This window comes from Bariatricus sp. HCP28S3_A7 (genome assembly GCF_052066375.1).
Taxonomy (GTDB): Bacteria; Bacillota; Clostridia; order Lachnospirales; family Lachnospiraceae; genus Allocoprococcus.
Genome location: NZ_JBQHSG010000004.1, coordinates 30,766 through 54,904, shown reverse-complemented (window position 1 = coordinate 54,904; position 24,139 = coordinate 30,766). Strand labels below are relative to the sequence as shown.

25 protein-coding genes and 1 pseudogene are annotated in these 24,139 nt (G+C 44.2%); 21 read left to right on the top strand and 5 right to left on the bottom strand.

All coding sequences use genetic code 11. From position 1 onward, the window contains the following. Positions 1-162 precede the first annotated feature (162 nt). The 3 genes from ACTNA4_RS03955 (at position 163) to ACTNA4_RS03945 (ending at position 2,829) form a co-directional block, all read left to right on the top strand. Positions 163-453, top strand: a complete 291-nt coding sequence (locus ACTNA4_RS03955; RefSeq protein ID WP_441028641.1) for a cyclase family protein — start codon at positions 163-165, stop codon at positions 451-453. Then, positions 425-550 (top strand): hypothetical protein, encoded by a 126-nt coding sequence (locus ACTNA4_RS03950; RefSeq protein WP_427808807.1) that lies wholly within the window; start codon positions 425-427, stop codon positions 548-550. The genes ACTNA4_RS03955 and ACTNA4_RS03950 overlap by 29 nt, the downstream gene beginning before the upstream one ends. 179 nt (positions 551-729) lie before the next feature. Then, positions 730-2,829, top strand: coding sequence for a glycogen/starch synthase (locus tag ACTNA4_RS03945; RefSeq protein ID WP_441028639.1), 2,100 nt, complete (start codon positions 730-732; stop codon positions 2,827-2,829). A 52-nt stretch (positions 2,830-2,881) separates the two neighbouring features. Here the strand turns inward: ACTNA4_RS03945 and ACTNA4_RS03940 are convergent, their stop codons facing one another. Next, on the bottom strand, positions 2,882-3,658 hold the full coding sequence (locus tag ACTNA4_RS03940; RefSeq protein WP_427808805.1) for a sulfite exporter TauE/SafE family protein: 777 nt from the start codon (positions 3,656-3,658) through the stop codon (positions 2,882-2,884). Between the two features lie 188 nt (positions 3,659-3,846). On the opposite strand from ACTNA4_RS03940, the gene ACTNA4_RS03935 reads away from it, so the two are divergent. The 3 genes from ACTNA4_RS03935 to ACTNA4_RS03925 all read left to right on the top strand — a co-directional run bounded on the left by ACTNA4_RS03935 (position 3,847) and on the right by ACTNA4_RS03925 (position 6,742). Continuing rightward, positions 3,847-4,056: a hypothetical protein gene (locus ACTNA4_RS03935; protein WP_427808804.1), complete on the top strand. Its 210-nt coding sequence runs from the start codon at positions 3,847-3,849 to the stop codon at positions 4,054-4,056. Next, a complete protein-coding gene (locus ACTNA4_RS03930) occupies positions 4,001-5,080 on the top strand; it encodes a helix-turn-helix domain-containing protein (protein ID WP_441028637.1) in 1,080 nt (359 codons plus the stop codon). The genes ACTNA4_RS03935 and ACTNA4_RS03930 overlap by 56 nt, the downstream gene beginning before the upstream one ends. 150 nt (positions 5,081-5,230) lie before the next feature. Further along, entirely contained in the window at positions 5,231-6,742 is a 1,512-nt protein-coding gene (locus tag ACTNA4_RS03925) for a CoA-transferase (RefSeq protein ID WP_427818932.1), read from the top strand. Positions 6,743-6,837: 95 nt separating this feature from the next. Here ACTNA4_RS03925 and ACTNA4_RS03920 read toward each other — a convergent pair whose 3' ends face one another. Next, entirely contained in the window at positions 6,838-7,017 is a 180-nt protein-coding gene (locus ACTNA4_RS03920) for a PD-(D/E)XK nuclease domain-containing protein (RefSeq protein WP_427808813.1), read from the bottom strand. 20 nt (positions 7,018-7,037) lie between these two features. On the opposite strand from ACTNA4_RS03920, the pseudogene ACTNA4_RS03915 reads away from it, so the two are divergent. From ACTNA4_RS03915 to ACTNA4_RS03875, 9 genes and pseudogenes are all read left to right on the top strand, one after another. After that, positions 7,038-7,256: pseudogene (locus ACTNA4_RS03915) on the top strand (ABC transporter substrate-binding protein); the annotation flags it as partial. Further along, entirely contained in the window at positions 7,251-7,493 is a 243-nt protein-coding gene (locus tag ACTNA4_RS03910) for an oligopeptide/dipeptide ABC transporter ATP-binding protein (RefSeq protein ID WP_441028781.1), read from the top strand. The pseudogene ACTNA4_RS03915 and the gene ACTNA4_RS03910, both read left to right, overlap by 6 nt. A gap of 2 nt (positions 7,494-7,495) precedes the next feature. Beyond that, positions 7,496-8,467, top strand: coding sequence for an ABC transporter ATP-binding protein (locus tag ACTNA4_RS03905; protein WP_441028635.1), 972 nt, complete (start codon positions 7,496-7,498; stop codon positions 8,465-8,467). A gap of 138 nt (positions 8,468-8,605) precedes the next feature. Next, complete coding sequence (locus tag ACTNA4_RS03900) at positions 8,606-9,436, top strand: acyltransferase domain-containing protein (protein ID WP_427808222.1); 831 nt, start codon at positions 8,606-8,608, stop codon at positions 9,434-9,436. Positions 9,437-9,531: 95 nt separating this feature from the next. Then, positions 9,532-10,296: an SDR family NAD(P)-dependent oxidoreductase gene (locus ACTNA4_RS03895; protein ID WP_427808220.1), complete on the top strand. Its 765-nt coding sequence runs from the start codon at positions 9,532-9,534 to the stop codon at positions 10,294-10,296. A gap of 31 nt (positions 10,297-10,327) precedes the next feature. Then, entirely contained in the window at positions 10,328-10,657 is a 330-nt protein-coding gene (locus tag ACTNA4_RS03890; RefSeq protein WP_441016514.1) for a hypothetical protein, read from the top strand. 108 nt (positions 10,658-10,765) lie between these two features. Continuing rightward, a complete protein-coding gene (locus tag ACTNA4_RS03885; RefSeq protein WP_441028633.1) occupies positions 10,766-11,092 on the top strand; it encodes a helix-turn-helix domain-containing protein in 327 nt (108 codons plus the stop codon). Between the two features lie 169 nt (positions 11,093-11,261). Further along, positions 11,262-12,788, top strand: a complete 1,527-nt coding sequence (locus tag ACTNA4_RS03880) for an L-rhamnose isomerase (RefSeq protein WP_441028631.1) — start codon at positions 11,262-11,264, stop codon at positions 12,786-12,788. A 29-nt stretch (positions 12,789-12,817) separates the two neighbouring features. Continuing rightward, positions 12,818-13,357: a class II aldolase/adducin family protein gene (locus ACTNA4_RS03875; RefSeq protein ID WP_441028629.1), complete on the top strand. Its 540-nt coding sequence runs from the start codon at positions 12,818-12,820 to the stop codon at positions 13,355-13,357. Here the strand turns inward: ACTNA4_RS03875 and ACTNA4_RS03870 are convergent. Then, a complete protein-coding gene (locus ACTNA4_RS03870) occupies positions 13,286-13,930 on the bottom strand; it encodes a hypothetical protein (RefSeq protein WP_441028627.1) in 645 nt (214 codons plus the stop codon). The genes ACTNA4_RS03875 and ACTNA4_RS03870 overlap by 72 nt on opposite strands. 246 nt (positions 13,931-14,176) lie before the next feature. Here ACTNA4_RS03870 and ACTNA4_RS03865 point away from each other — a divergent pair, with 246 nt between their 5' ends. The 3 genes from ACTNA4_RS03865 (at position 14,177) to ACTNA4_RS03855 (ending at position 18,573) form a co-directional block, all read left to right on the top strand. Continuing rightward, positions 14,177-14,956, top strand: a complete 780-nt coding sequence (locus ACTNA4_RS03865; protein ID WP_441028625.1) for a lysostaphin resistance A-like protein — start codon at positions 14,177-14,179, stop codon at positions 14,954-14,956. A 184-nt stretch (positions 14,957-15,140) separates the two neighbouring features. Further along, the gene (gene adhE, locus ACTNA4_RS03860) at positions 15,141-17,759 is read left to right on the top strand and encodes a bifunctional acetaldehyde-CoA/alcohol dehydrogenase (protein ID WP_441028624.1); all 2,619 of its coding nucleotides are present in this window, start codon (positions 15,141-15,143) and stop codon (positions 17,757-17,759) included. A 55-nt stretch (positions 17,760-17,814) separates the two neighbouring features. Continuing rightward, positions 17,815-18,573, top strand: coding sequence for a phosphotransferase (locus ACTNA4_RS03855; RefSeq protein WP_427808200.1), 759 nt, complete (start codon positions 17,815-17,817; stop codon positions 18,571-18,573). Positions 18,574-18,690: 117 nt separating this feature from the next. Here the strand turns inward: ACTNA4_RS03855 and ACTNA4_RS03850 are convergent, their stop codons facing one another. Both ACTNA4_RS03850 and ACTNA4_RS03845 read right to left on the bottom strand, forming a co-directional pair. Continuing rightward, positions 18,691-18,918, bottom strand: coding sequence for a hypothetical protein (locus ACTNA4_RS03850; protein ID WP_441028622.1), 228 nt, complete (start codon positions 18,916-18,918; stop codon positions 18,691-18,693). A gap of 79 nt (positions 18,919-18,997) precedes the next feature. Further along, positions 18,998-19,873: a helix-turn-helix domain-containing protein gene (locus ACTNA4_RS03845; protein ID WP_441028620.1), complete on the bottom strand. Its 876-nt coding sequence runs from the start codon at positions 19,871-19,873 to the stop codon at positions 18,998-19,000. Positions 19,874-20,033: 160 nt separating this feature from the next. On the opposite strand from ACTNA4_RS03845, the gene uxuA reads away from it, so the two are divergent. Genes uxuA through uxaC form a run of 3 tightly spaced genes read left to right on the top strand, consistent with a single transcriptional unit; the run spans position 20,034 to position 24,132 of the window. Beyond that, positions 20,034-21,104 (top strand): mannonate dehydratase, encoded by a 1,071-nt coding sequence (gene uxuA, locus ACTNA4_RS03840; RefSeq protein ID WP_441028779.1) that lies wholly within the window; start codon positions 20,034-20,036, stop codon positions 21,102-21,104. Continuing rightward, a complete protein-coding gene (locus ACTNA4_RS03835) occupies positions 21,104-22,714 on the top strand; it encodes a mannitol dehydrogenase family protein (RefSeq protein WP_441028618.1) in 1,611 nt (536 codons plus the stop codon). The genes uxuA and ACTNA4_RS03835 overlap by 1 nt, the downstream gene beginning before the upstream one ends. A 17-nt stretch (positions 22,715-22,731) precedes the next feature. Continuing rightward, positions 22,732-24,132: a glucuronate isomerase gene (gene uxaC / locus ACTNA4_RS03830; protein WP_441028616.1), complete on the top strand. Its 1,401-nt coding sequence runs from the start codon at positions 22,732-22,734 to the stop codon at positions 24,130-24,132. Positions 24,133-24,139 lie beyond the last annotated feature (7 nt).

Sequence of the window (24,139 nt, the reverse complement as noted above, 5' to 3'; positions counted from 1 at the left end):
TGGAAGAAACAAATAATGTGAATAACCGGACGGTACAATTGGCAGGATGAACAAAATTGTAACGTCTGGTTTTTTATTATAAGGGAAAATAATTGATGATTGACAATATTGTTTTCAAAAAAGTGATATACTGGATAAAATAGGTTAATGGAGGGAGAAGAGATGAGAATATATGATATTTCGCAGGAAGTGTTCGGATGCAATGTATTTCCCGGAGATTCGGCTCCTGAAAAAGAGATCTTATCCGTGATAGCAAAGGATTCGCCATGCAATTTATCGGCATTTCGAATGTGTGCCCACAACGGAACACATGTGGATGCTCCATATCATTTTTTCCAGAAAGGAAGAACAATCGACCAGGTAAAACTGGAAAAATTTATCGGAAATGCCTATGTAACAGAACACACTTCTGGGAGCGGAAATTGTGTTGCTGGAAGGAATCTGTCTGGATAGGGTTCCCGAAGGATGCTATTTCCTGAATGCGACACCGATCAATCTGGGAGACGGAGATGGGGCACCTTGCCGGGCGATACTGGTGGAATTGGACTGAGTTATTTTGAAAGAAGATAAGACTCCTGCCACGCGGTAAGTACGTCGAGGTGTATTTGAAAGTTACTTTATAAAAAGAATACGAAATTTACCCATTTTTGGATTTGTGTGTTATAATAATATAAGATTCTAAATATTACAAACAGTGAACAATTAGTATTTTTTATGGAGAGGTATAAAATGGCAAGAAAACAAACTACCAAAACTGCAGTAAAGAAAAGTACACCGGCAAAAGGGACTGCCAAAAAGGCAACGGTTGAAGCTTCTTTGACAACGGAGCCGGGAGAAGAAATCGTGAAAGAAGAGATTGCTAAGGAAACTGAGAAACCGGAAGGGGCAGATGCAGTAAAGGCGGAAGCACCTGAAGAAAAGAAAACTACGAAGAGGGCAGCAGCAAAGAAAACGACTGCGATAAAGAAAACAACGACAAGAAAAACTACCAGAAAAAAAGCAGAACCTGCAGAAAAAGAGGCGGAAGAAGTGAAAGCTGAAGAGCCAAAGGCAGAGGAAGTAAAAGAAGAGAAAACGGAAGAAGTTAAGGCGGAAGCGGTAGTAGAAGTAAAAGAAGAACCGGTAGTAGAAGAAGCACCGGTGGAAGAAACCAAAGAAGAACCGGCAGCAGAAGAAGCACCGGTGGAAGAAACCAAAGAAGAACCGGCAGCAGAAGAAGCACCGGTGGAAGAAACCAAAGAAGAACCGGCAGCAGAAGAAGCACCGGCAGAGGAAACCAAAGAGGAACCGGCAACAGAAGAAGCACCGGCAGAGGAAACCAAAGAAGCACCGGCAGAAGAGGTAAAAGAAGAACCGAAACAGGAGGTATATATGAGTCCAAGAAGAAGTATCGCATTTATCGGTTCAGAATGCTATCCATTCGTGAAGACCGGAGGTTTGGGTGATGTTATGTACGCGCTCCCGAAGGCATTAGTTAAACAGAATTGTGATGTGAAGGTAATTATCCCACTTTACAAATGTATACCGCAGAAATATCAGGAGAAGATGGTATACAAAGGATCCTTCCAGATGAATCTGTGTGCAGACGGCAGATCCTATTATGTAGGTATTATGGAATATGTATGGGATGGAGTTGTGTATGATTTTATTGATAATGAAGAATTTTTCAGCAGTGGAAATCCATATACGAATCTGATTGATGATATTCCGAAATACTGCTATTTCGCCAAGGCAGCACTTGCAGCACTGAATTATCTGAACTGGGTTCCGGATATCATTCATTGTCACGACTGGCAGGCAGCTCTGGTTCCGGTATATCTTAGAACTTTATTCGAAAATACAAAGCTGACTACTGCAAAGACGATCTTAACGATCCATAATCTGCGTTTCCAGGGTATTTACAATATTCCGACGATCCGCTACTGGTCAGGACTTCCGGATTACGTATTTAACAAAGATGCACTGAAAGTAAACTACAACGATGCGAATATGTTAAAAGGAGGACTGGCTTACGCTAATATTATTACAACTGTCAGCAATACATACGCCGGTGAGATTCAGACAGCATACTACGGAGAGAAACTGGATGCGCATCTGAGACATCACTGGAGAAAATTGAGAGGTATCGTCAACGGTATCGATTATGATATCTGGAACACCAGCACAGATTCCAGATTGTATGCAAACTATGACATCACGAATGTATTAGAGAAGAAGAGGGAAAACAAGCGGAAACTGCAGGAAGAGCTGGGACTTGTTCAGGATGACCATAAGTTTGTCATTGGTCTGATTTCGAGATTGACCGATCAGAAGGGACTGGATCTTGTCAATACCATTCTTCGTCAGGTTATGGATGAACATACCCAGTTCGTTGTACTTGGTACCGGAGATGATGTATATGAGAATTCTTTCCGTTATTATGAGAATGCATATAAGGGAAATGTATGCTCCAACATCATGTATGATGAAACAAGAGCTCACAGAATTTATGCGGGTGCAGATGCTTTACTGGTACCTTCGCAGTTTGAACCTTGCGGACTTACCCAGTTAATTGCTATGCATTATGGTACAATTCCAATTGTTCGTGAGACCGGTGGACTGAAGGACACTGTTGAACCATATAACATGTTTACGAATACAGGAAACGGATTTACATTCGACCGTTATGATGCAGGCTTGTTATTGGATGCTATTAACAGAGCAAAGACATTATTCTTTACAAATCGCTGGTGCTGGGATGAGATGGTTCAGAGAGATATGGACAAGAACTTTTCATGGGAGAATTCAGCAAAACAGTATAAGGAGCTGTATCTGGAATTGACAAGATAGTATTGTGATTTCTGATAAAAAATAATGGGATACCGGTGGTATCCCATTATTTTTAGCTGACAATATTGACAAGGAATATTGCACCGCCCAAGATGGTAAGTACAATTCCGGTGGAACGATTGAGTGTTGCTGCACTTGCCTTGTTTGCAAATTTGGCAGCAATGCGTGCCCATAACAGTGTTGAGAGAATACAGAGGATCAGAGGGAGCATTTCCGGCATACCGCCGATCATAAAGTGACTTCCCGCTCCGGTTAATGCTGTAAAGGTCATAATAAATACGCTGGTACCAACAGCGGTTTTTAGTTCGTAACCCAGAACACTGGTCAGGATCAGAAGCATCATCATTCCACCGCCGGCGCCGATGAAACCGCAGATAAAGCCTACGATCATACCACTTAATACCGATTGAACAAATCGTTTTTTCGGACTGACAGATGCCATTTTTTCTTTGGTTGTCATAACCGGCTTCACGATAAATTTGATGCCGACCAGAAGTGTCATACATGTGGAAAAGCTTCCCATGGTTGAATTTGGGACTTTACTTGCCACAAAGCTTCCAACGAACGTGAAGATCAGGACGGTGATCATCATGACAAGACCGTTTTTGATATCCAGATTCTTATTTTTGCCGTAAGTATAAGCACTGACAGCACTGGCAAGGACGTCACTTGCCAGTGCGATTCCAACTGCATCATATGCAGGCATGCCCAGAAATGTAATCAGCATGGGACTTATGACAGCGGCTGCACTCATTCCGGCAAATCCGGTTCCCAGTCCTGCGCCCATTCCTGCAATAAAACAAATGACAATTTTGTAGAGTATTTCCATCGTTAGTGTACCTCCTTGATCCCGAAACGGGCATATTGTCCCTCCTGGATAGTTTAAATTAGAACTATTATATCGCCTGAAAGAGGAATGTCAATTAAATTTCTATAAAACTGACACACTTCCCTGCATTCTGTCTCTATCCGGATGTAGGAAAATAAATTACAATAGTATCATAGGAGTGAGCGTATATGATTCGAATGGAAATAGCATTGTTTCTGGTCCTGACATTCGTGGCGTTTGTCTATTTCTCGGCAGGGCAGAAACACTCGAGGCTACATCAAACATTTTCGATTCTTCTGATTGCGGTACTGGTGGAAGAGGAGACTGGAAAACCTCGGCGGTTTGATCTGGTGGCAAAGATTTATCTGGCTGCTGTTTTGCCACTGGAACCAGATTGACGGAAAGAAGAAAAAGGCGATTGGTGCAGCTCTTGTGATCGAAGTATGTGTATCCTTGCTGCAGGCGGTGAATCCGACCTGGCTTATCAGCGGAATGGGTATGACTCTGATGACGATGGCTTTCTATCTGACGCTTGAGAATCCGGACATTCTGCGTGCAGAACTGACGGAACAGAAGATGTCCATGCTTTATTTGAAAAGTCAGGTGAATCCCCATTTCCTCTATAATACACTGGACACGATCCGGATTCAGGCCCAGTTAAATGATGATAAGAAAGTAGCAGATCTTCTGATGCGGCTGGTGGATGACGAAATTATGATACGAGAAGGATTTAAACGTCTGTTTGACTGGGAAGGGCATGACTGTGAAGTTCTTGGCGAAGCAGCCGATGGAATGGAAGCGCTGGCACGGATCGATACGTTTTGTCCGGACATTGTGATCATGGATATCAATATTCCGATCATGAACGGACTGAAGGTGATCCAGCTCAGCAGAATCAAACATCCGGGCATTGCTTTTGTTATTGTGTCCGGATATGATGATTTCTCGTATTGTCAGCAGGCGCTTCGTTTTCAGATCACGGATTATATTCTGAAACCGGTTGATTACGAAGAATTTGGAATTTGTATTGATAATCTGAAGATATTGTTGTATGAAAAGCGGGTGTCGGAGGAAGGAAAGGCAGGAGTGAAGAACGAGCGTGTGATTACCGGGATCACCAGATATATGCAGGAACATCTGGCCGAAGAAGTGAGTCTTTCCGTACTGTCGGAAGAATTTCATCTGAATCCGCAGTATATCAGCCAGTTATTTAAAAACGAGATCGGAGTAGGCTTCCTCTCTTATCTGACAAACATCCGTATGGAGAAAGCGAAGAAACTCCTTGTGTCTACGCAGCTTTCCATGGTGGAGATTGCAGAACAGACCGGATATGGAGATTATCGGGTATTTACCAAGGTATTTAAAAAGACAGAAGGAATCACACCGTCCCAGTATCGGCGGGAATTCCTGGAGGAACGGTAGAATTGAGGCAATATAACAGGAAAGTTCTGGACTTTATACAATGATTCTGATAGAATAGCTACAGATTTATGAGTAGAACGGCATCGGCAGGCAGGATGTAGGATTCCTTGTTCACCGGTGCTGTGTTATGTTATGAGGGGGACATTTTTCATGTATGAAATAATGAGTGCCGATGAGGCAATTCGACTGATCCGGGACGGAGATTGTATTTGTGTAAATTCGTTTGTAGGAATTGAAAATCCTGTAGCACTTCATGAGGCACTCTTTGACAGGTACCAGAGGATGCAGTCACCCAGACATCTGACGATTGTTTCCAGTGCCGGTTTCGGTGTGTGGGATGAAAACCGTAATGCGGAAGGGTATATTCGGGAAGGTGCTGTAGACCGACTGATCTGTGGGCATTTTGGTGCTATGATGAGTACGAAGAAGCTTGTGTTGGAGGATCGGTTTGAGGCATACAATCTGCCGCTGGGCTGCATTTCTCACGCAATCCGTGCACAGGCGGGCGGACTGCCGGGAGCACTTTCCAAGGTGGGGCTGGATATTTTCGTGGATCCGAGAATGGAAGGGCCTGGAATCAATCGGATTTCGATTGATGATTCTCTGGTCAAACATGTCGAAGTGGATGGGGAGGAATTTCTCTATTATAAGCTGCCGAAACTTACAGTTGCTCTGATCAAGGGAACGGCAGCAGACCGTAAAGGAAATATTTCTTTTGATGATATGTTTATGTCCGGTGACGCATTGTCCATCTGTCAGGCGGTTAAGGCGAATCATGGAAAGGTGATCGTGCAGGTTGACCGCCTTGTAAATACACCGTCTCGTCCTCGAAATGCGATCATTCCGGGATGTCTTGTGGATGCTATTGTTGTGGCAGAACCGGAAGAACGGAATGAAGCGTATACCGCTTTGACCGGAAGCTTTGAGATTCCTTATGAAGAGTGGAATATGTGGAATGAGAAGATCGATACGGTTTCTTCGAAAGCTTCGAAGAACAACACCGTCGGAAATATCATCGGCCGGAGGGCAGCAATGGAGCTGCGCCTGGATGACATTGTGAATATCGGGATCGGTATTCCGGAAATGGTTTCCAGACATGCAAGAAAGAACGGAATGCTGGATATGGTGACATTGACGGTTGAGTCCGGAGGAATCGGTGGATTCCCGGTATCCGGGGAGGCATTTGGCGCCATGATCGGTGCAGCATCAGTTTATGATATGGCCAACCAGTTTGACCTTTATGATAATGGCGGGCTGGATGTTTGCTTCATGGGAGCATTGGAAGTGGACGGACAGGGAAATGTCAACGCACACCGTGGCCCGGGGGCCTTTGCGGGAATCGGAGGATTTGCCAATATTACAGCTAAAACACCGACAGTTGTGTTCTGCCTGACGTTTAATACCAAGGGGCTCGAGGTTTCCCAGAAGAAAGGGGTCGTTACAATTGAAAAGGAAGGTACGATCCCGAAGTTTGTAGAGGAAGTAAAAAGCATTAGTTTCTCAGCTAAGCGGGCCATTGCCAACGGTCAGAAGGTACTGTATGTCACAGAACGGTGTGTATTCCGTCTGACACCAAAAGGTCTGAAGCTGATTGAAGTATATCCTGGAGTGGATGCCGAGAAAGATATCCTTTCACATCTGCCGTTTGAGGTGGAATTATAATGCGGTTTTCGAAGAGGTACGTCGAGGCGTACTTGAACAATGCCCGTGGATTTCTCCGTATGTGTGCGCCTGAAATCCACGGGCATTATTATTATTCATCCTATCAGTACTTTTTTACCTTGAAAAGTAAAGCCATAACAACGGATGTGATCCTCCATGATGCCGCGGGAGAGCAACTGCGCTGCATACTGCTTTTCCTGAATCTGACGCAGCGCGTCATTTACGGTATCTTTGAGAGAAGCCTCGTCTTCGGGATCGTGTACCTTAAACTCCAGTATAATGGGGTAGAAACGTTCCGGTTCCGGTGCTGGCTGAATCTTATGAAGTGAGCGAAGATGGAATGGTTTATACCTTCAAACTTCGTCAGGGCGTGAAGTTTCATAACGGCGAAGAAATGAAAGCAGATGACGTAGTTGCTTCTATGAACCGCTGGCTGGAGCTTTCTGCTAAAGCAAATACACTGATCGGTGGTTCTGTATTCGAGGAAGTAGACGATTATACCGTAAAGATGACAGCAAATTTGGCATGTATTCCGCATCTGGGCGTGGAGAAAGGCAGGCATCTTCCGGTTGTTCCGGGAACCGTACCTCCACTAACAAAAATTCCGGAAGGCTGCCATTTCTGTACCAGATGCAAGGATGCGGATGAGAGATGCAGAAAGACACAGCCGCCGCTCTGCGAGGCAGAGCCGGGACATCTTGTAAAATGCTGGAAATATGCGGATGCAAAGAAGCAGGAACAGGAGGGCTAGGTATGGGGAAACATTTGCTGGAAGTAAAGAATTTGAAAAAGACATATCCGCTGCGGGGGACCTCGAATAAGCTGTTTGCACCGAAAGAGCATATGATTGCTGTCAATGATATGTCCTTCTATATTGAAGAAGGAGAAATCTATGGGCTTGTGGGAGAATCAGGATGTGGAAAATCGTCCACCGGTCGCGCTATCGTAGGACTTAATAAGATGGACAGCGGGGAAATTCTGTATAACGGAAAAAATCTCTGTCAGTTGAGTGATCGGGAATTCAGACCACTGCGAAAAGATCTGCAGATGGTGTTTCAGGATACCTTGTCCGCACTCAATCCGAGAGGACGTATCGGAGATATTCTGGAAGAGACCTTGATCATTCACGGTATGGGTGATGCTGCGAAACGCAGGGAGACGGTGCTCGAAATCCTGCAGAAAGTGGGACTGTCGGAAGAACATTATTTTCGATATCCCCATGAACTTTCCGGCGGACAGGTACAGCGTCTGGGAATTGCAGGAGCCCTGATCATTCAGCCGAAGCTGATCGTGTGTGACGAGCCGGTCTCTGCACTGGACGTGTCTATTCAGGCCCAGATCCTGAATATGCTGATGGATCTGCAGAAAGAGCTTCGAATCAGTCTGCTGTTTATCTCACATGATATTGGGGTTGTGCGGTATATATCGGACAGAGTTGGAGTCATGTATCTAGGCTCCATGATGGAGGAAGCGGGAACGGAGGAATTATTTGAAAATCCGCTTCATCCTTATACGAAAGCGCTCTTTGCGGCGGCACCGGATCCGTATATACAGAGAAGAGAAGTGGCAGCGCTTAATGGGGAGCAGCCGGTGAGGACAGAGAAGTTTGCAGGATGTGCGTTTTGCACGCGGTGTCCGTATGCGACAGAAAAATGCAGGCAGGAGGAACCGGAGCTTAGAGAGGTGGCAAGTGGACATAAGGTGGCATGCCATCTGGCGGAATAGTCCATCTTAAAAGAATAAGAACAGGAGTGTGACGAAAGTTCCACTCCTGTTTTGGATATTGGAAAGTTATGAACTTTACAACTATGGGAAAGTCTGATTTAATAAATATGAAATGCAAACGAAAGAGGGACATTAGGTATGGAAATACAAGAACTTATGAATAAGATTCGTCTCCCGGAGGAAGCGCAAGAGACAGTAGTCAGATTTCTCCTGGAGGAGGAAATGTATAATGAAAAGAAAGATCTGTTTTACAAAGATACGAGAGCATTTCTGAGAGAATGGAAAGAAAGTGAGAATCATCTGCAGTGGCTTCTCTCTTTTTATTTGAAATTGGCATTGGAAGTATATGAAGAATATAAGAGACAGGGTATAGCAGAAAAAATATTTGTGGATACGTTTTATGATATTACGATCTGGTGTGAGGAATGCAAAAGAAAATACGGTGTCTACGGAATAAATGAAGCCGGATGGATTGCATTTTCTATTAAGATGAGGCTGTTCCGTCTGGGCAGAATCCAGTTTGAACCTATGACACTTCAGGAAGATATGACAGGAAAGAGCGAAAAGCTGGAAGCTGGTACGAAAGTGCTCAATGTACATATCCCGGCAGGTGAGAAACTGGATATTACAGAGTGCAGAAAATCGTTCCGGCAGGCTGAAGAATTCTTCGGAGAAAGCTATGAAGCATATGTTTGTGATTCCTGGCTTCTTGCACCGGCGCTTAAGGAGATACTGCCGGAAACAAGTAATATTATACAGTTCCAGAATCTGTTTGAAATTGTAAATATACATCATCGTTTTCCGCAGGCAGAACAGCGTATTTTTGCGGAGGTCAGGGAAGATAAAGAGAATTATCCGGAAGTCACCGTACTTCAGAAACGGGCAAAAGAATATATCCTTTCCGGAAAGGACATCGGAATCGGAGTCGGATTTTTCCGAAGAAAATCAAGGATGGAAATGGCAGAATGATAAATTAAGCATTGGAAAAAACAGATTGACCTGCTGTAAGAGAACGGTTATAATTAACTATGTGTTAAAAAAATAACAAAGAGGAGGGCGATGAAATGAGCCGATTAGAAGGAAAAGTAGCTATCATTACTGGAGGAAATTCCGGAGTAGGTGCTGCAACAGCAAAACTTTTTGCAAAAGAAGGAGCAAAAGTTGTGATCAGTGCCCGCAGAGAAGCGCAGCTTAAAGATGTTGCCGATGCAATCCGCGAAGCAGGAGGAGAAGTGCTTCCGGTCGTGACAGACATTTCCAAAAAAGGAGATGCGGACATGCTGGTAGCAAAAGCTGTTGAGGCATATGGAAAAGTAGATATCCTGATCAATAATGCAGGAGTTCTTGAAGAAGGCCTGAAGCCGATTGATCGATTCAAAGATGAAGATCTGGACCGGATCGTAGAGATCAATCAGAAAGGAACCATGTACTGCATGCGCGCCGCTACAGCAGAAATGTCAAAGACCGGTTACGGCTCTATCGTAAATGTGGCTTCTATTGCAGGTGTAATGGGATGCGGCGGAGCAGCTTACGTATCTTCCAAAGCAGCTGTGATTGGTGTGACACGCCATACAGCTCTCCGTTTTGCGGGAACCAATATCCGTTGTAATGCAGTGTGTCCGGGTACGATCGTGACACCTATGGTTGCAGGAACCGATCCGACAACTCTTGACCCGGATATGATGGGACAGATGGCAAAACACAGTGATCTTAGAGTTCAGCCGTGTATGCCGGATGATGTTGCAAATATTCTGTTGTTCCTTGCAAGCGATGAGTCACGCGCGATTACGGGTCAGGCAATCTGGACCGATTTCGGAGGAACATTATAATCAATCTCGGACAGAGAGGCGACGGGAAATCATGAACCCCGAATTAATCAGGAAAATGCAGGAGATATCTCCGGAAGAACAGAGCTATCTGGACGGAAATGCGACTGTCAACAAAGAACTTTATACCAGTGAAATTAAATTTGAAATTGATCGTAACCGTTTCCTGAAAGAGGGACGTCTGATTACGGTGCGCCTGCACAGCCGGTTTATCGATTTCCCGGCCCATCGGCATAATTACATTGAAATTATGTATGTGTGTCAGGGAACGATCACCCATTATCTGGTGTTCCGACTGGGAGAGAATCAGGCAATTGAGAACCTCATGGAAAATATGATCAGTTCCATGCTGAATGATGAGTAGAATGAAGACAGCATCAATCAATATTCCATGGGGATCGTTTTTCTGTATCTTCTGCGCCATGTTGATTGTCTGACACAGAGTTCCTCACAGAGCTATAAGGATGTGGTTGTGCAGTCAACGTTATCTTACATCGATACCTGGTATAAGACGGCAACGCTGTCGAAAATCGCAGAAGATTTTCACCAGTCGCTCTCGGTGCTGAGTAAAATGATTAAACAGACCACAGGATTTACATTTCAGGAGCTGCTGCAGCGCAAGAGATTCCAGAAGGCAGTCATGCTGCTGGTAGAATCGGATCTTCCGATTGAAGAGATTGCGGTAGCTGTAGGATATGAGAACCAAAGCTATTTTTACCGTCAGTTCAAAGAACGGTATGGAATGACGCCGAGAAAATACAGGCTGGAGCATAAGAACGATCGTACAATAAGAATTTAGCAAAAGATAAATAAACAGAATGGGTGACAGACACCGGTTCTGTTTATTTTTTTTGCTTTGCATAATGGAAAATAAGGACAGTTTTTTGGTTAAAACAGAATCTAAAATATCAAAATGATTTTTGATATATTTACCTTAACAGGAAGGGAAAAAGAAAGGAGAAAATGAAATGACCATCCGGGACGGGAAAAAGTTATGGGATGTCCGGAGATTGTTTTCGGAAATTGTGGCAGGAATGAAAAAGTGTAAAGAGATCGGGAAAATTCCGGTAAGTATGTCCATTGATACATGGGCGGTCGATTATGTACTGTTGGATGAAAATGATCAGATCCTTGGAGACACATATGGCTATCGGGACGGTCGGACAACAGGAATGGATACGGAAGTATACAAGACCATTCCGGAGCCGGAATTATATCAGAAGACCGGAATCCAGAAACAGATCTTTAATACCGTTTACCAGCTTATGGCTGTGAAACAGAACACACCGGAACTTTTGGAAAAAGCAAAGACATTTTTGATGCTGCCGGATTATTTCCAGTTCTTATTGACCGGAAATAAATTGTCGGAGTATACGAACGGAACATCGACACAACTTGTGAATCCATTTTATAAACAATGGGATGAAGCTTTCATCCAAAGTCTTGGATATCCTTCTGAGATGTTCCTTCCATTGTCTATGCCGGGAAAGAAAAAAATCAATGTGCATGCATGCTATGCAATTTTTGAAAACGGTGAATTTGCAGACCGTGACAAACTGGAACCAAAGCATTTCCAGAAATGGGTTGATTTCGCAAAAGAGAGAGGAATGGGATTAGACTTTAACCCGACGTTTTTCTCACATGATAAGGTGAAAGACGGCCTGACGTTGTCCAGCCCGGATGAAGAGACAAGAAGATTCTGGATCGAGCATGGAAAAGCATGCGTACGTATTTCCTCATATTTTGCAGAACAGACAGGCCTTCCATGTGTTATGAATATCTGGACAGGTGACGGCTATAAGGATATCCCAGCGGACCGTATGGGACCGAGAGTGCGCTATAAAGAATCAATTGATGAGATCCTTTCTGAACCATACGATCCAAAGATGTTAAAACCATGTGTAGAGTCTAAGGTGTTTGGTATCGGAGTCGAGGCTTATACGGTGGGATCCGCAGAATATGCACTCAGCTATGCAGCGGCAAATATTGATAAATGCCTGCCGCTTATGGATAACGGACATTATCATCCGACAGAAGTTGTCTCAGATAAAATTCCGGCATTACTTACATTTTTCCCGGAGATTGCTTTGCATGTGACACGGCCGATTCGCTGGGATTCCGACCATGTGGTTCTGTTTGATGATGAGACAAAAGAAATCGCAAAAGAAATTGTCCGCTGTGAAAGAGGTATGGAACGGACTTATATCGCACTGGATTACTTTGATGCCTCTATTAACCGTATTTCTGCATGGGTAACCGGATTCAGAAGTTTCCAGAAAGCACTCTTAAATGCCCTTTGCACACCAAACGAGATGCTTAAAGAACTTCAGGATACGAATCAGATGTCTAAGAAAATGGTGCTCCAGGAAGAAATCAAGACACTTCCGCTGGGAGATGTCTGGGAAGAATACTGCAGAAGATGTGGTGTGGCATCTGAAGGCTGGTTTGAAGAAGTAGAAAAATACGAAGCAGAAGTACTCAGCAAGAGAAACTAAATTTGGAAGGAGAAAAGATTAGGAGTATTATGGATGTAAAATTTGTACAGGGATTTATTCGTATGTGTAATGACGGATGGGAGCAGGGATGGCATGAGAGAAATGGCGGAAACCTGTCTTACCGCATGAAAGAGGAAGAGGTTGAAGAAGTAAAAGAATATCTCAGTCTTGACGGAGAATGGAAAGAAATCGGAACTTCTGTGCCTGAATTGGCAGGAGAATTCTTCATGGTAACAGGAAGCGGAAAATATTTCCGCAACGTCATCCTGGATCCGGAAGACAGCATCTGTATCATAGAATTGGATGAAAAAGGTGAAAATTACAGAATCTGCTGGGGCCTGGTAAACGGAGGAAGACCGACCAGTGAACTGCCTAGCTATCTTATGAATCATGAAGTGAAAAAGTTGGCAACCAATGGTGCGCACAGAGTCATTTACCATGCACATACAACGAACGTCATTGCACTTACCCTAAAGATAAAAAAGCTTTCCGGCAATTCAGTTCAAAATAACTTTCTCGCCGGTTGTTCCAAAATAACAGCATCCCTGATAGAGGTCATTTTCATATAATCTGACAAGAATCGTCCGCATCCGCAAATCGAGCCGGTGGTAGACGACGGAGCTTACCCAGGGAAGACCGAGGATATACTCTCTTTGATTTTCCTCCAGAACCTTGAGAGAGTCTGAGAATCCTGCAGGATCTTTCAAAAGCCGCAGACCGAAATCGCAGGATGCATAGGCATCTTCAGAATTTGCAGCATATTTTGCGGAAAGTAAGTCGGAAAGTGGACCATGTGTATCGGGATCATAAGTATAGGTAGTCCAATGAATCTCCGGCAGCGTAGTTTCACTGACAATAACCTGACGGAAGCTGGTTCTTCCGTAGCTGTCCCTATCCTGAATGTAGGAGATTTTTTTGTGAATGCCTGCATTTCCGGGCTCTTCCAGAAGAAGTATGCGGTTGTCCAGCATCGATTCCCATACGATTCGCTGAATCCGTTCATAAGGTGTGGGAAAATTAAGCTTTTTGGATATCTGGGGGACGGTATATCCGTGCCCGGCCAGATGGCGGATGGCACCGTCGCTTGCTACTTCAAATGTGAAATTGGATAGTGCTTTTTGAAAATAATTTTCTTTGGACATAGACAGCCCCCTGATTCTTAAATAGACTGTATGATGAATTCATTTCAGTGGTGCTTTGTATTATGATACAGTATAACATTTGCGGGAGGTACAGTCAATGTTCCCGCGGGTGGAATCCATAAGAATCAGGGGATACGACTGTATAGAAATTGGCGTTGTACGAGTGAAAAAAAGGTGATAAAATAACGGATAATATGAACCGTTATATGACGGGATACCGAGGAAGTATGAAAGGAGACTTGGCGTGTGAAGAATAGGAAATATAAATCATGGAAGCAGAGGGTGACGGCGTTTGTATTGGGATTTCTGGTATTGCCGGCAGTACTGATGCTTCAGTCGCTGATGAATATCATGTCATATCAGATTCTGGGAACAGCTCCGACACTTGCAGTTAATGCAGTGCCGATCACATTGATCTTGATCATGCTGATCGGAATCTGGTATCGGTTCGAGACAGGATACCGGTTTTCCCCGGTGCAGGATGTAGGGAAAGTTCGAAGAGCACCGCTTTACCTGGCGGCAGTCGGAATCGGGGTCCAGGGAATCAGCAGCCTTATGATGATTGCCATACAAATTCTCCTTCCAAAGGCGTTGGAAGATTATGAACAATTGCTCGGAAATTCGGGAATGGGAACGATGTCTCTTGCGATTATATTTTATACAGTTCTTCTGGCTCCGATTGTGGAGGAACTGATTTTCCGCGGACTGATCCACCATTATTTTGAAAAAGCAGGACTGGCGTTCTGGATTGCGAATCTTCTGCAGGCGGTACTGTTTGGTATTTATCATCTGAATCTGGCGCAGGGAATCTGTGCCGGAGTAATCGGATTATTGATCGGTTATGTGGTAAGAAAATATGATACATTAGCGGCAGGTATCGCACTTCATATCGTTTTTAATATGTGGGGATATGCACTGATGCTCTTTTCTGTCCCGGACAGGCTGAGCGGAATCCTTCTTATTCTGGAGCTGATGCTTGCAGGATATGGACTGGGGGGAATAATCCAGATGCAAAAAAAATGGTAAATGTGCTGTAGGTTTTATGCGATTTCGACATTTGCTTATGCATAATGTCGAAATCGTTATTTATTTAACAATGTGTATTGACAAAAGAAGCGGAATCCAATATAATAGCATCATAAGGATTGTTAATTAATTAACAATAAGCGAACTACTATGATTCCATTATTTCATTACAGGAGGATTCAAAATGGCAAATCAGGAAACCAACATCCCAACCATAATCGACAACCCGGAAGCGCTGGAAGCGAAAATGAAAGCGATGAAGGAAGCACAGAAAGTCTTTGCTACTTATACACAGGAGCAGGTAGACAAGATTTTCAAGGCTGCGGCTACAGCAGCAGATAAGGCCCGTATCCCACTTGCAAAAATGGCAGTTGCAGAGACCGGAATGGGTATCGTAGAAGACAAAGTAATCAAGAATCATTATGCATCAGAGTATATTTACAACGCTTATAAAAATACAAAGACCTGCGGTGTGATCGAAGAAGATCCGATATACGGAATTAAAAAAATTGCAGAACCGATCGGCCTTGTAGCCGCAGTTATTCCGACCACAAACCCGACTTCAACAGCAATCTTTAAGACATTGATCGCATTGAAGACAAGAAATGCAATCATTATCAGCCCGCATCCGCGTGCAAAAGCATCTACGATTGCTGCTGCAAAGCTTGTTCTGGAAGCGGCAGTAAAAGCAGGTGCACCGGAAGGAATCATCGGCTGGATCGACGTTCCGAGTCTGGAACTTACCAATATGGTTATGCGGGATGCTGATATCATTCTTGCTACAGGTGGTCCGGGAATGGTTAAGGCTGCTTACTCTTCAGGAAAACCGGCACTTGGTGTCGGAGCAGGAAATACTCCGGTTATTATTGATGAGACAGCAGATATCCGTCTGGCAGTGAACTCCATCATCCATTCCAAAACATTTGACAATGGTATGATCTGTGCTTCTGAGCAGTCAGTGACGGTACTGGAGAGCATTTACAAACAGGTCAGAGATGAGTTTGAATACAGAGGATGCTACTTCCTGAAAGGCGACGAGATCGAGAAGGTTAGAAAAACGATCATCATCAACGGCGCACTGAATGCGAAAATCGTTGGTCAGAAGGCTGCCAAGATTGCAGAGATGGCCGGCGTGACTGTTCCGGCAGAGACGAAGATCCTGATCGGTGAAGTGGAATCTGTAGATATCAGTGAAGAATTTGCACATGAAAAACTGTCTCCGGTACTTGCAATGTACAAGGCAAAAACATTTGACGAAGCACTTGCCAAGGCAGAACAGCTTGTTGCAGACGGCGGATATGGACATACATCTTCTCTGTACATTAATACGAACGAAAAAGAAAAAATGGCAAAACATGCTGCAGCAATGAAGACATGCCGTATTCTTGTGAATACTCCTTCTTCTCATGGCGGTATCGGAGACCTTTACAACTTCAAGCTGGCTCCATCTCTGACACTTGGATGTGGTTCATGGGGAGGAAACTCTGTTTCTGAAAACGTTGGAGTAAAACACTTAATCAATGTCAAGACCGTTGCTGAAAGGAGAGAAAACATGCTCTGGATGAGAACACCTGAAAAAGTTTACTTCAAGAAAGGATGTATGCCGGTTGCCCTGGATGAACTCGGAACCGTTATGGGCAAGAAACGCTGCTTCATCGTAACAGACTCTTTCCTTTACAAAAACGGATATACAAAACAGATTGAAGATAAATTAGACCAGATGGGAATTGTTCATACATGCTTCTCTGATGTAGAACCGGATCCGTCCCTTGCATCCGCTAAAGCCGGTGCAGCAGCAATGCGTGCATTTGAGCCGGACTGCATTATTGCACTTGGTGGTGGTTCCGCTATGGATGCCGGAAAAGTTATGTGGGTTCTTTATGAAAATCCGGATGCAGACTTCGACGATATGGCAATGGACTTCATGGACATCCGCAAGAGAATCTACACCTTCCCGAAGATGGGTAAAAAAGCATATTTCGTTGCGATCCCGACTTCTTCAGGTACCGGTTCAGAAGTAACACCATTTGCAATCATCACAGATAAAGAGACCGGAATCAAATGGCCGCTTGCTGACTACGAACTGATGCCGAACATGGCAATCGTTGACACAGACAATATGATGAGTGCTCCGAAAGGACTTACCTGTGCGTCCGGTATCGACGTAATGACACATGCAATCGAAGCTTATGTTTCTATTATGGCTTCCGATTATACAGACAGCCTTGCACTGAAGGCAATCAAGCTCGTGTTTGATTACCTGCCGCGCGCATACAAAGACGGAAATGATGTGGAAGCAAGAGATCATATGGCAAATGCATCCTGCATGGCCGGTATGGCATTTGCAAATGCATTCCTTGGTGTAAACCACTCACTTGCTCACAAATTAGGTGCATTCCATCACCTGCCGCATGGTATTGCAAATGCGCTGGTACTTACAGAAGTAATGCGTTATAATAGTGCTGAGGTACCGACAAAGATGGGTACATTCTCTCAGTATCAGTATCCGCACACACTGGCGCGTTATGCTGAAATCGGACGTTTTGTAGGTCTGACCGGAAAGAACGATCAGGAAGTATTTGAAAAACTTCTTGCTAAACTGGAAGACCTGATGAGAACGATCGAGATCAAACCGACGATCAAGGATTACGGTGTAGATGAGAAATATTTCCTGGATACTCTGGATGACATGGTAGAGCAGGCATTTAACGACCAGTGTACAGGTGCGAACCCGAGATACCCGCTGATGTCAGAGCTGAAAGAAATCTATCTGAAAGCTTACTATGGTACAGAAAACAAATAGGTAAATGCAGATATTTTTAGACGTATAAATCAGTTTAAAAGAAAGGATGTCTACCATGAATGTAATGAATAAAGATGTAGTTGTAACCCGTCCGTATAAGGTTGTTTATAGAGAAGGGGATCAGATCATAAAAGTGTTCACACCGGAACACGGAAAAGCAAATGTATTTAACGAAGCTCTGTGCCAGGCACGTGTGGAAGAAAGCGGACTGAACATTCCAAAGGTTCTGGAAGTAACCCAGATTGACGGAGAGTGGGCTCTTAAGATTGAATATGTAGAAGGAAAGACCATGGAAGAGATCATGGAAAATGATCCGGTCAATATGGAAAAATACATGGAGCAGTTTGTGGATCTTCAGCTTACCATGCATGCAAAAAAAGCTCCGCGTCTGACGCTTCAGAAGGATAAATTCGCACGTAAGATTGAAACTCTGAAAGAAACTGTTGATGCTACAACACGTTATGAGCTTCAGACCAGACTGGATTCTATGCCGAAGCATACCAAGCTCTGCCACGGCGATTTTAACCCGAGCAACGTAATTGTAGCAGAAGACGGAACCATGACCATCGTAGACTGGTCACATGCTACACAGGGAAATGCAAGTGGGGATGCTGCGATCACGTATCTGCAGTTTGCATTAAAGAATCAGAAACTTGCAGATCTGTATCTGGATCTGTTCTGCAAGAAGAGTGATACAGCAAAACAGTATGTACAGAAATGGCTTCCGATTGCGGCAGCAGTACAGCTTACGAAGGGAATTGAAGAAGAGAAAGCATTCCTTTCAAGATGGATCGATGTAATTGACTTCCAGTAGGAATTCTTGTTATATCAAAAAACGCTCAGACCATATGGTCTGGGCGTTTTTTTATAATGTAGAGAGGGAAATTCAAGTACGCCTCGGCTGCCTTCTTTGGAGTATTACATTTCTAAATCAGGATTGTAACTGCCGGAGCCTCTGGAGCATTTCCAGATCTTCGGCAGTTACTTTCAGGTTGGAAGCAAAGCTCTTACCGTCAGGGCAGGTGACCTGGATTTCCAGGATCGTACCCTCCTGGATGGCATTTTGGGATACGGCTTTTATAAAATTCGGAAACTTTGGATGACGGGCAGTGAACTCGTTCCAGAGTTTTTTAATTTGAAATAAATTCATAGGATTCATATGATTCATACTCCTTTAAACTGGTTTCATGTAATTTGCAGGATAAAGTATAGCACGGCTGAAAAAAGCTTACAACGAATTAATCATATTTTGTCAGCTGTTTTTCTCGATAGTCTTTCGGGGAGATTCCGTACTCTTTCTTAAATGCCCGGAAAAAGCTGGAGTAGTCCCCGAATCCGTAAGCCTGATAAACTTCAGAAATATTAGCATTTCCAAGGATGGCTTCCTTGCAGAGGGCAAGCCTTTTTTTCGTGATATACTGGTGGATCGACATGCCGATCCTGTCTTTGAAAACATGTGCGATATGATATTTACTTACATAAAACTCCTCAGCCAGCTTTTCAAGAGGCAGATCCTCATCCAGATGCTCTTCGATGTAGGCTGTGAGCTGCCGGTAAAGATCCCGCTCTTCACCCGGTGAGCTAGGAACATTTCTCGCATAGATCAGACGGTTGAGAAAAAGCACCAGATCGTTGACGCACAACGTAATCTGCGCAGCACGGCCGAACCGTTCGGAGTGCATTTCTTCGATCAGCCTGAGAATCAGCGACTGAATGGTGTTGAATGTAATCCGGTCGTTGTGGAAAAGATAAGTTTTGGAAGTTTCAACATATTGCATCAGATAGACATAGTCTGGTGAAAGCTGCAGCAGATGGCTGCAGTATTCCTGGCTGATCCAGAACACAAACCGCCGATAGGGAACTTTGTGGCTTTGGATGATCGGGCGGTGTGGAAGATGGGGCGGAATCAGCATAATATCGCCATATTTGATGGGAAATGTTTCCTGATCGATCTGGATACTGACATCTCCTTCCAGGAAAAAATAGAATTCATAATAATCGTGTGAGTGCAGGGCTACTTTTTCCAGGTTCTGGTCATTATAATAATAGATTTCAAAATCCTGTGCTACCATATACTGCCTGGTACTGAAAGCGGTCTGTAAATTCTTTCTCATGACAGTCTCCTTTCCGAATGAGAAGTACTGTATTTAGTCTAACATGAAACCGCAACTTTTGCAATGCATAGGGCAACCTCATCAATGGTATTTTGCGGAGAAAAAGATATAATAGAATCAACAGATAAAACACGATTCAGAAAAGGAAGGTATGAAAATTATGGAAATGACACTGAGATGGTACGGAAGCAAGTTTGACACGGTTACGCTTCAGCAGATCCGCCAGATTCCGGGTGTTACGGGCGTAATCACGACGCTTTACGATACGGCACCGGGGGAAGTGTGGAGCCGTGAGAGAATCCGTGCGATGAAAGAAGAAGTGGAAGATGCCGGACTTCATATTGCAGGAATTGAAAGTGTAAATATTCATGATGCAATTAAGACAGGTGCACCGGAAAGAGATCAGTACATTGCAAATTATATCGAGACGTTGGAGAATCTCGGAAAAGAAGATCTTCATCTGGTATGTTATAACTTCATGCCGGTATTTGACTGGACCAGAACCGAACTCGCAAGAGTACGTCCGGATGGTTCTACCGTGCTTGCCTACACACAGGAAGCAGTAGATGCACTGGATCCGGAGAAGATGTTTGAATCCATCGCAGGTGATATGAACGGAACTGTAATGCCGGGATGGGAACCGGAGAGAATGGAACATGTGAAAGAGCTGTTCGAACTTTACAAGGATGTAGACGATGAGAAATTATTTGAAAACCTGAAATATTTCCTGGAAAAGATCATGCCGGTGTGTGACAAATACGATATCAATATGGCAATTCATCCGGACGATCCGGCATGGAGTGTGTTCGGCCTTCCGCGTATCATCATCAACAAGAAGAATATCCTTCGCATGATGGAAATGGTTGATAATCCGCATAATGGTGTAACCTTCTGCTCAGGTTCTTACGGAACCAACCTTGAGAATGATCTGCCGGATATGATCCGCTCTCTGAAAGGAAGAATTCATTTTGCGCATGTCCGCAATTTGAAATTCATCACCCCGACCAACTTTGAAGAGGCAGCTCATCTTTCGAGCGACGGAACATTTGACATGTACGAAATCATGAAAGCTCTCTACGATATCGGATTTGACGGACCGATCCGCCCGGATCACGGACGTATGATCTGGGATGAAGTGGCAATGCCGGGATACGGACTTTATGACCGTGCACTTGGAGCAACTTATCTGAATGGTTTATGGGAAGCAATTGAGAAAGGAGCAAGAAAATAATGAGATTAAATGCAAATGGACTCTCTGACAGAAAACAGTGGGAAGAAAAGGGATATGCACTTCCGGAATTTGACCGTGAGAAAGTAACGGCAGCAACAAAGGAAAATCCATTCTGGATTCATTTCGGAGCAGGGAACATTTTTCGTGCATTTCAGGCAAATGTAGTACAGAATCTGCTTAATGAGGGTGCTTTGGACCGCGGACTTGTTGTGGCAGAAGGATTTGACTACGAAATCGTAGAAAAGATGAACCGCCCGCATGACGATTACAGCATCCTTGTTACACTGAAGGCTGACGGAAATGTGGATAAGACAGTGGTCGGAAGTGTAGTAGAGTCCCGCATACTGGATTCTGAAAATACTGCTGAGTATGAGCGCCTGAAAGAAATCTTCCGCAAAGATTCCCTTCAGATGGTTTCTTTCACAATTACAGAGAAGGGATACAGCCTTGTAAACGGAAAAGGAGAAATGCTTCCGGCAGTTGTAGAAGATTTTGAAAAAGGACCGGAAAAACCGATGAGCTATATCGGAAAAGTTGCATCGCTTCTGTACACCCGTTATCAGGCGGGTGAGAAACCGGTCGCTATGGTCAGCATGGATAACTGCTCTCACAACGGCGACAAGCTGTATGCGGCAGTCAATGCATTTGCAGAAGCGTGGACCAAAAACGGACTGGCAGAAGAGGGGTTCCTTGCGTATGTGAATTCAAAAGAGAAGGTAACCTTCCCGTGGTCCATGATCGATAAAATCACACCGAGACCGGATGCTTCTGTAGTAGAAATTCTGAAGAATGACGGTGTTGAGGAGTTGGATCCGGTCATCACTTCCAAGAACACGTATGTGGCACCTTTTGTAAATGCAGAAGAATGTGAATATCTGGTCATCGAAGATGCATTCCCGAACGGAAGACCGGAGCTTGAAAAAGGCGGTCTGATGTTTACCGAGAGAGAGACCGTTGATAAAGTAGAAAAGATGAAAGTCTGCACCTGTCTGAATCCGCTCCATACAGCACTTGCTGTTTACGGATGTGTGCTCGGTTATCAGAAGATTTCCGATGAAATGAAAGATGCAGAGCTTAAGAAACTGGTTGAGACCGTCGGATATGTAGAAGGTCTTCCGGTTGTTGTAAATCCGGGCGTCCTCGATCCGAAGGAGTTTATTGACACCGTACTGAATGTGCGTATCCCGAATCCGTTTATGCCGGATACCCCGCAGAGAATCGCAACCGATACTTCTCAGAAGCTGGCAATCCGTTTTGGAGAGACGATCAAGGCTTATCAGGCATCTGATGAACTGGATGTGAAATCTCTGAAGTTGATCCCGCTGGTATTTGCAGGATGGCTTCGTTACCTGATGGCGGTAGATGATGAAGGAAATAAATTTGAACTCAGCCCGGATCCGCTTCTGGATACCGTATGCCCATATGTTGCGGGACTGGAACTGAAAGAAGATCAGGATGTAGAAGCGAAAGTTGCACCGGTACTGAGGATGAAACAGATCTTTGGCGTGGATCTCTACGAAGCAGGTCTTGCAGATATGGTTGTCGGATATCTGAAGGAACTGACAGCGGGCAAGGGAGCGGTACGTGCGACTTTGAAAAAATATGTGTAAGGGCAGGTGCAAATAGTATGAAAGCATTTATGGATAAAGATTTCCTGCTTGAGACAGAAACAGCACAGAAATTATATCATGAATATGCGGCGAAAATGCCGATTCTCGATTATCACTGCCATATTAATCCGCAGGAGATCGCCGAGGACAGAAAGTTTGAGAATATCACACAGGTCTGGTTGGGAGCGGATCATTATAAATGGCGTCAGATGCGCTCCAACGGTGTGGAAGAAAAATATATTACCGGTGATGCTTCTGACCGCGAGAAATTCCAGAAATGGGCGGAAACACTGGAGAGCGCAATCGGTAATCCGCTCTATCACTGGAGTCATCTGGAACTTCAGAGATACTTTGGATATTATGGTGCCCTGAATGGTGAGACGGCTGAAGAAGTATGGAATCTCTGCAACGCAAAGCTTCAGGAAGACGGCATGAGCGCGAGAAATCTGATCCGTCAGTCGAATGTAACACTGGTATGTACGACCGACGATCCGGTAGATTCACTGGAATGGCATGAGAAAATTGCGGCAGATGAGAGTTTCGAAGTACGGGTACTGCCTGCATGGAGACCGGATAAAGCGATGAACCTGGAAAAAACGGATTATCTGGAATATCTGAAAAAACTTGAAGTAGTAAGCGGCGTGAAGATTGATAGTTTTGCATCTCTGATCGAAGCACTAAGAATCCGTATGGATTATTTCGCAGAGCATGGATGCTCCGTATCGGATCACGGTCTGGAATATGTGATGTATGCTCCTGCATCGGAAGAAGAAATCGAAGCAATTTTTGCGAAAAGACTTCGCGGGGAAGCAGTCAGCCGTGCAGATGAACTTCAGTTTAAGACCGCATATATGGTGGCACTCGGAAGAGAGTACCATAAGAAAAACTGGGCTATGCAGCTTCATTATGGAGTGAAACGTGACAATAACGGAATGATCTTCGGAAAACTGGGACCGGATGCAGGAATCGACTGCATCAATAACTATGCTCCGTCTTCTGAAATGGCAGATTATCTGAATGCACTTGCCATTACAGATGAATTACCGAAGACAATCCTGTATTCCTTAAATCCGACAGACAACGCAGCAATCGGAACAATCATTGGATGCTTCCAAAGCGAAGAGGCCCGCGGAAAAATCCAGCAGGGAAGCGCCTGGTGGTTCAATGATAATAAGCAGGGAATGATCGAGCAGATGACATCACTGGCAAATCTTGGACTTTTAGGGAACTTTATTGGCATGCTTACGGATTCCAGAAGTTTTCTGTCTTATACCAGACATGAATACTTCAGGAGAATTATGTGCAATTTGATCGGAGGCTGGGTAGAGAACGGAGAATACCCGGCAGACGAAAAAGTACTGGGACGCATGGTACAGGATATTTCTTATAATAATGCAGTAAGATATTTTGGGTTTTAGCTAATGA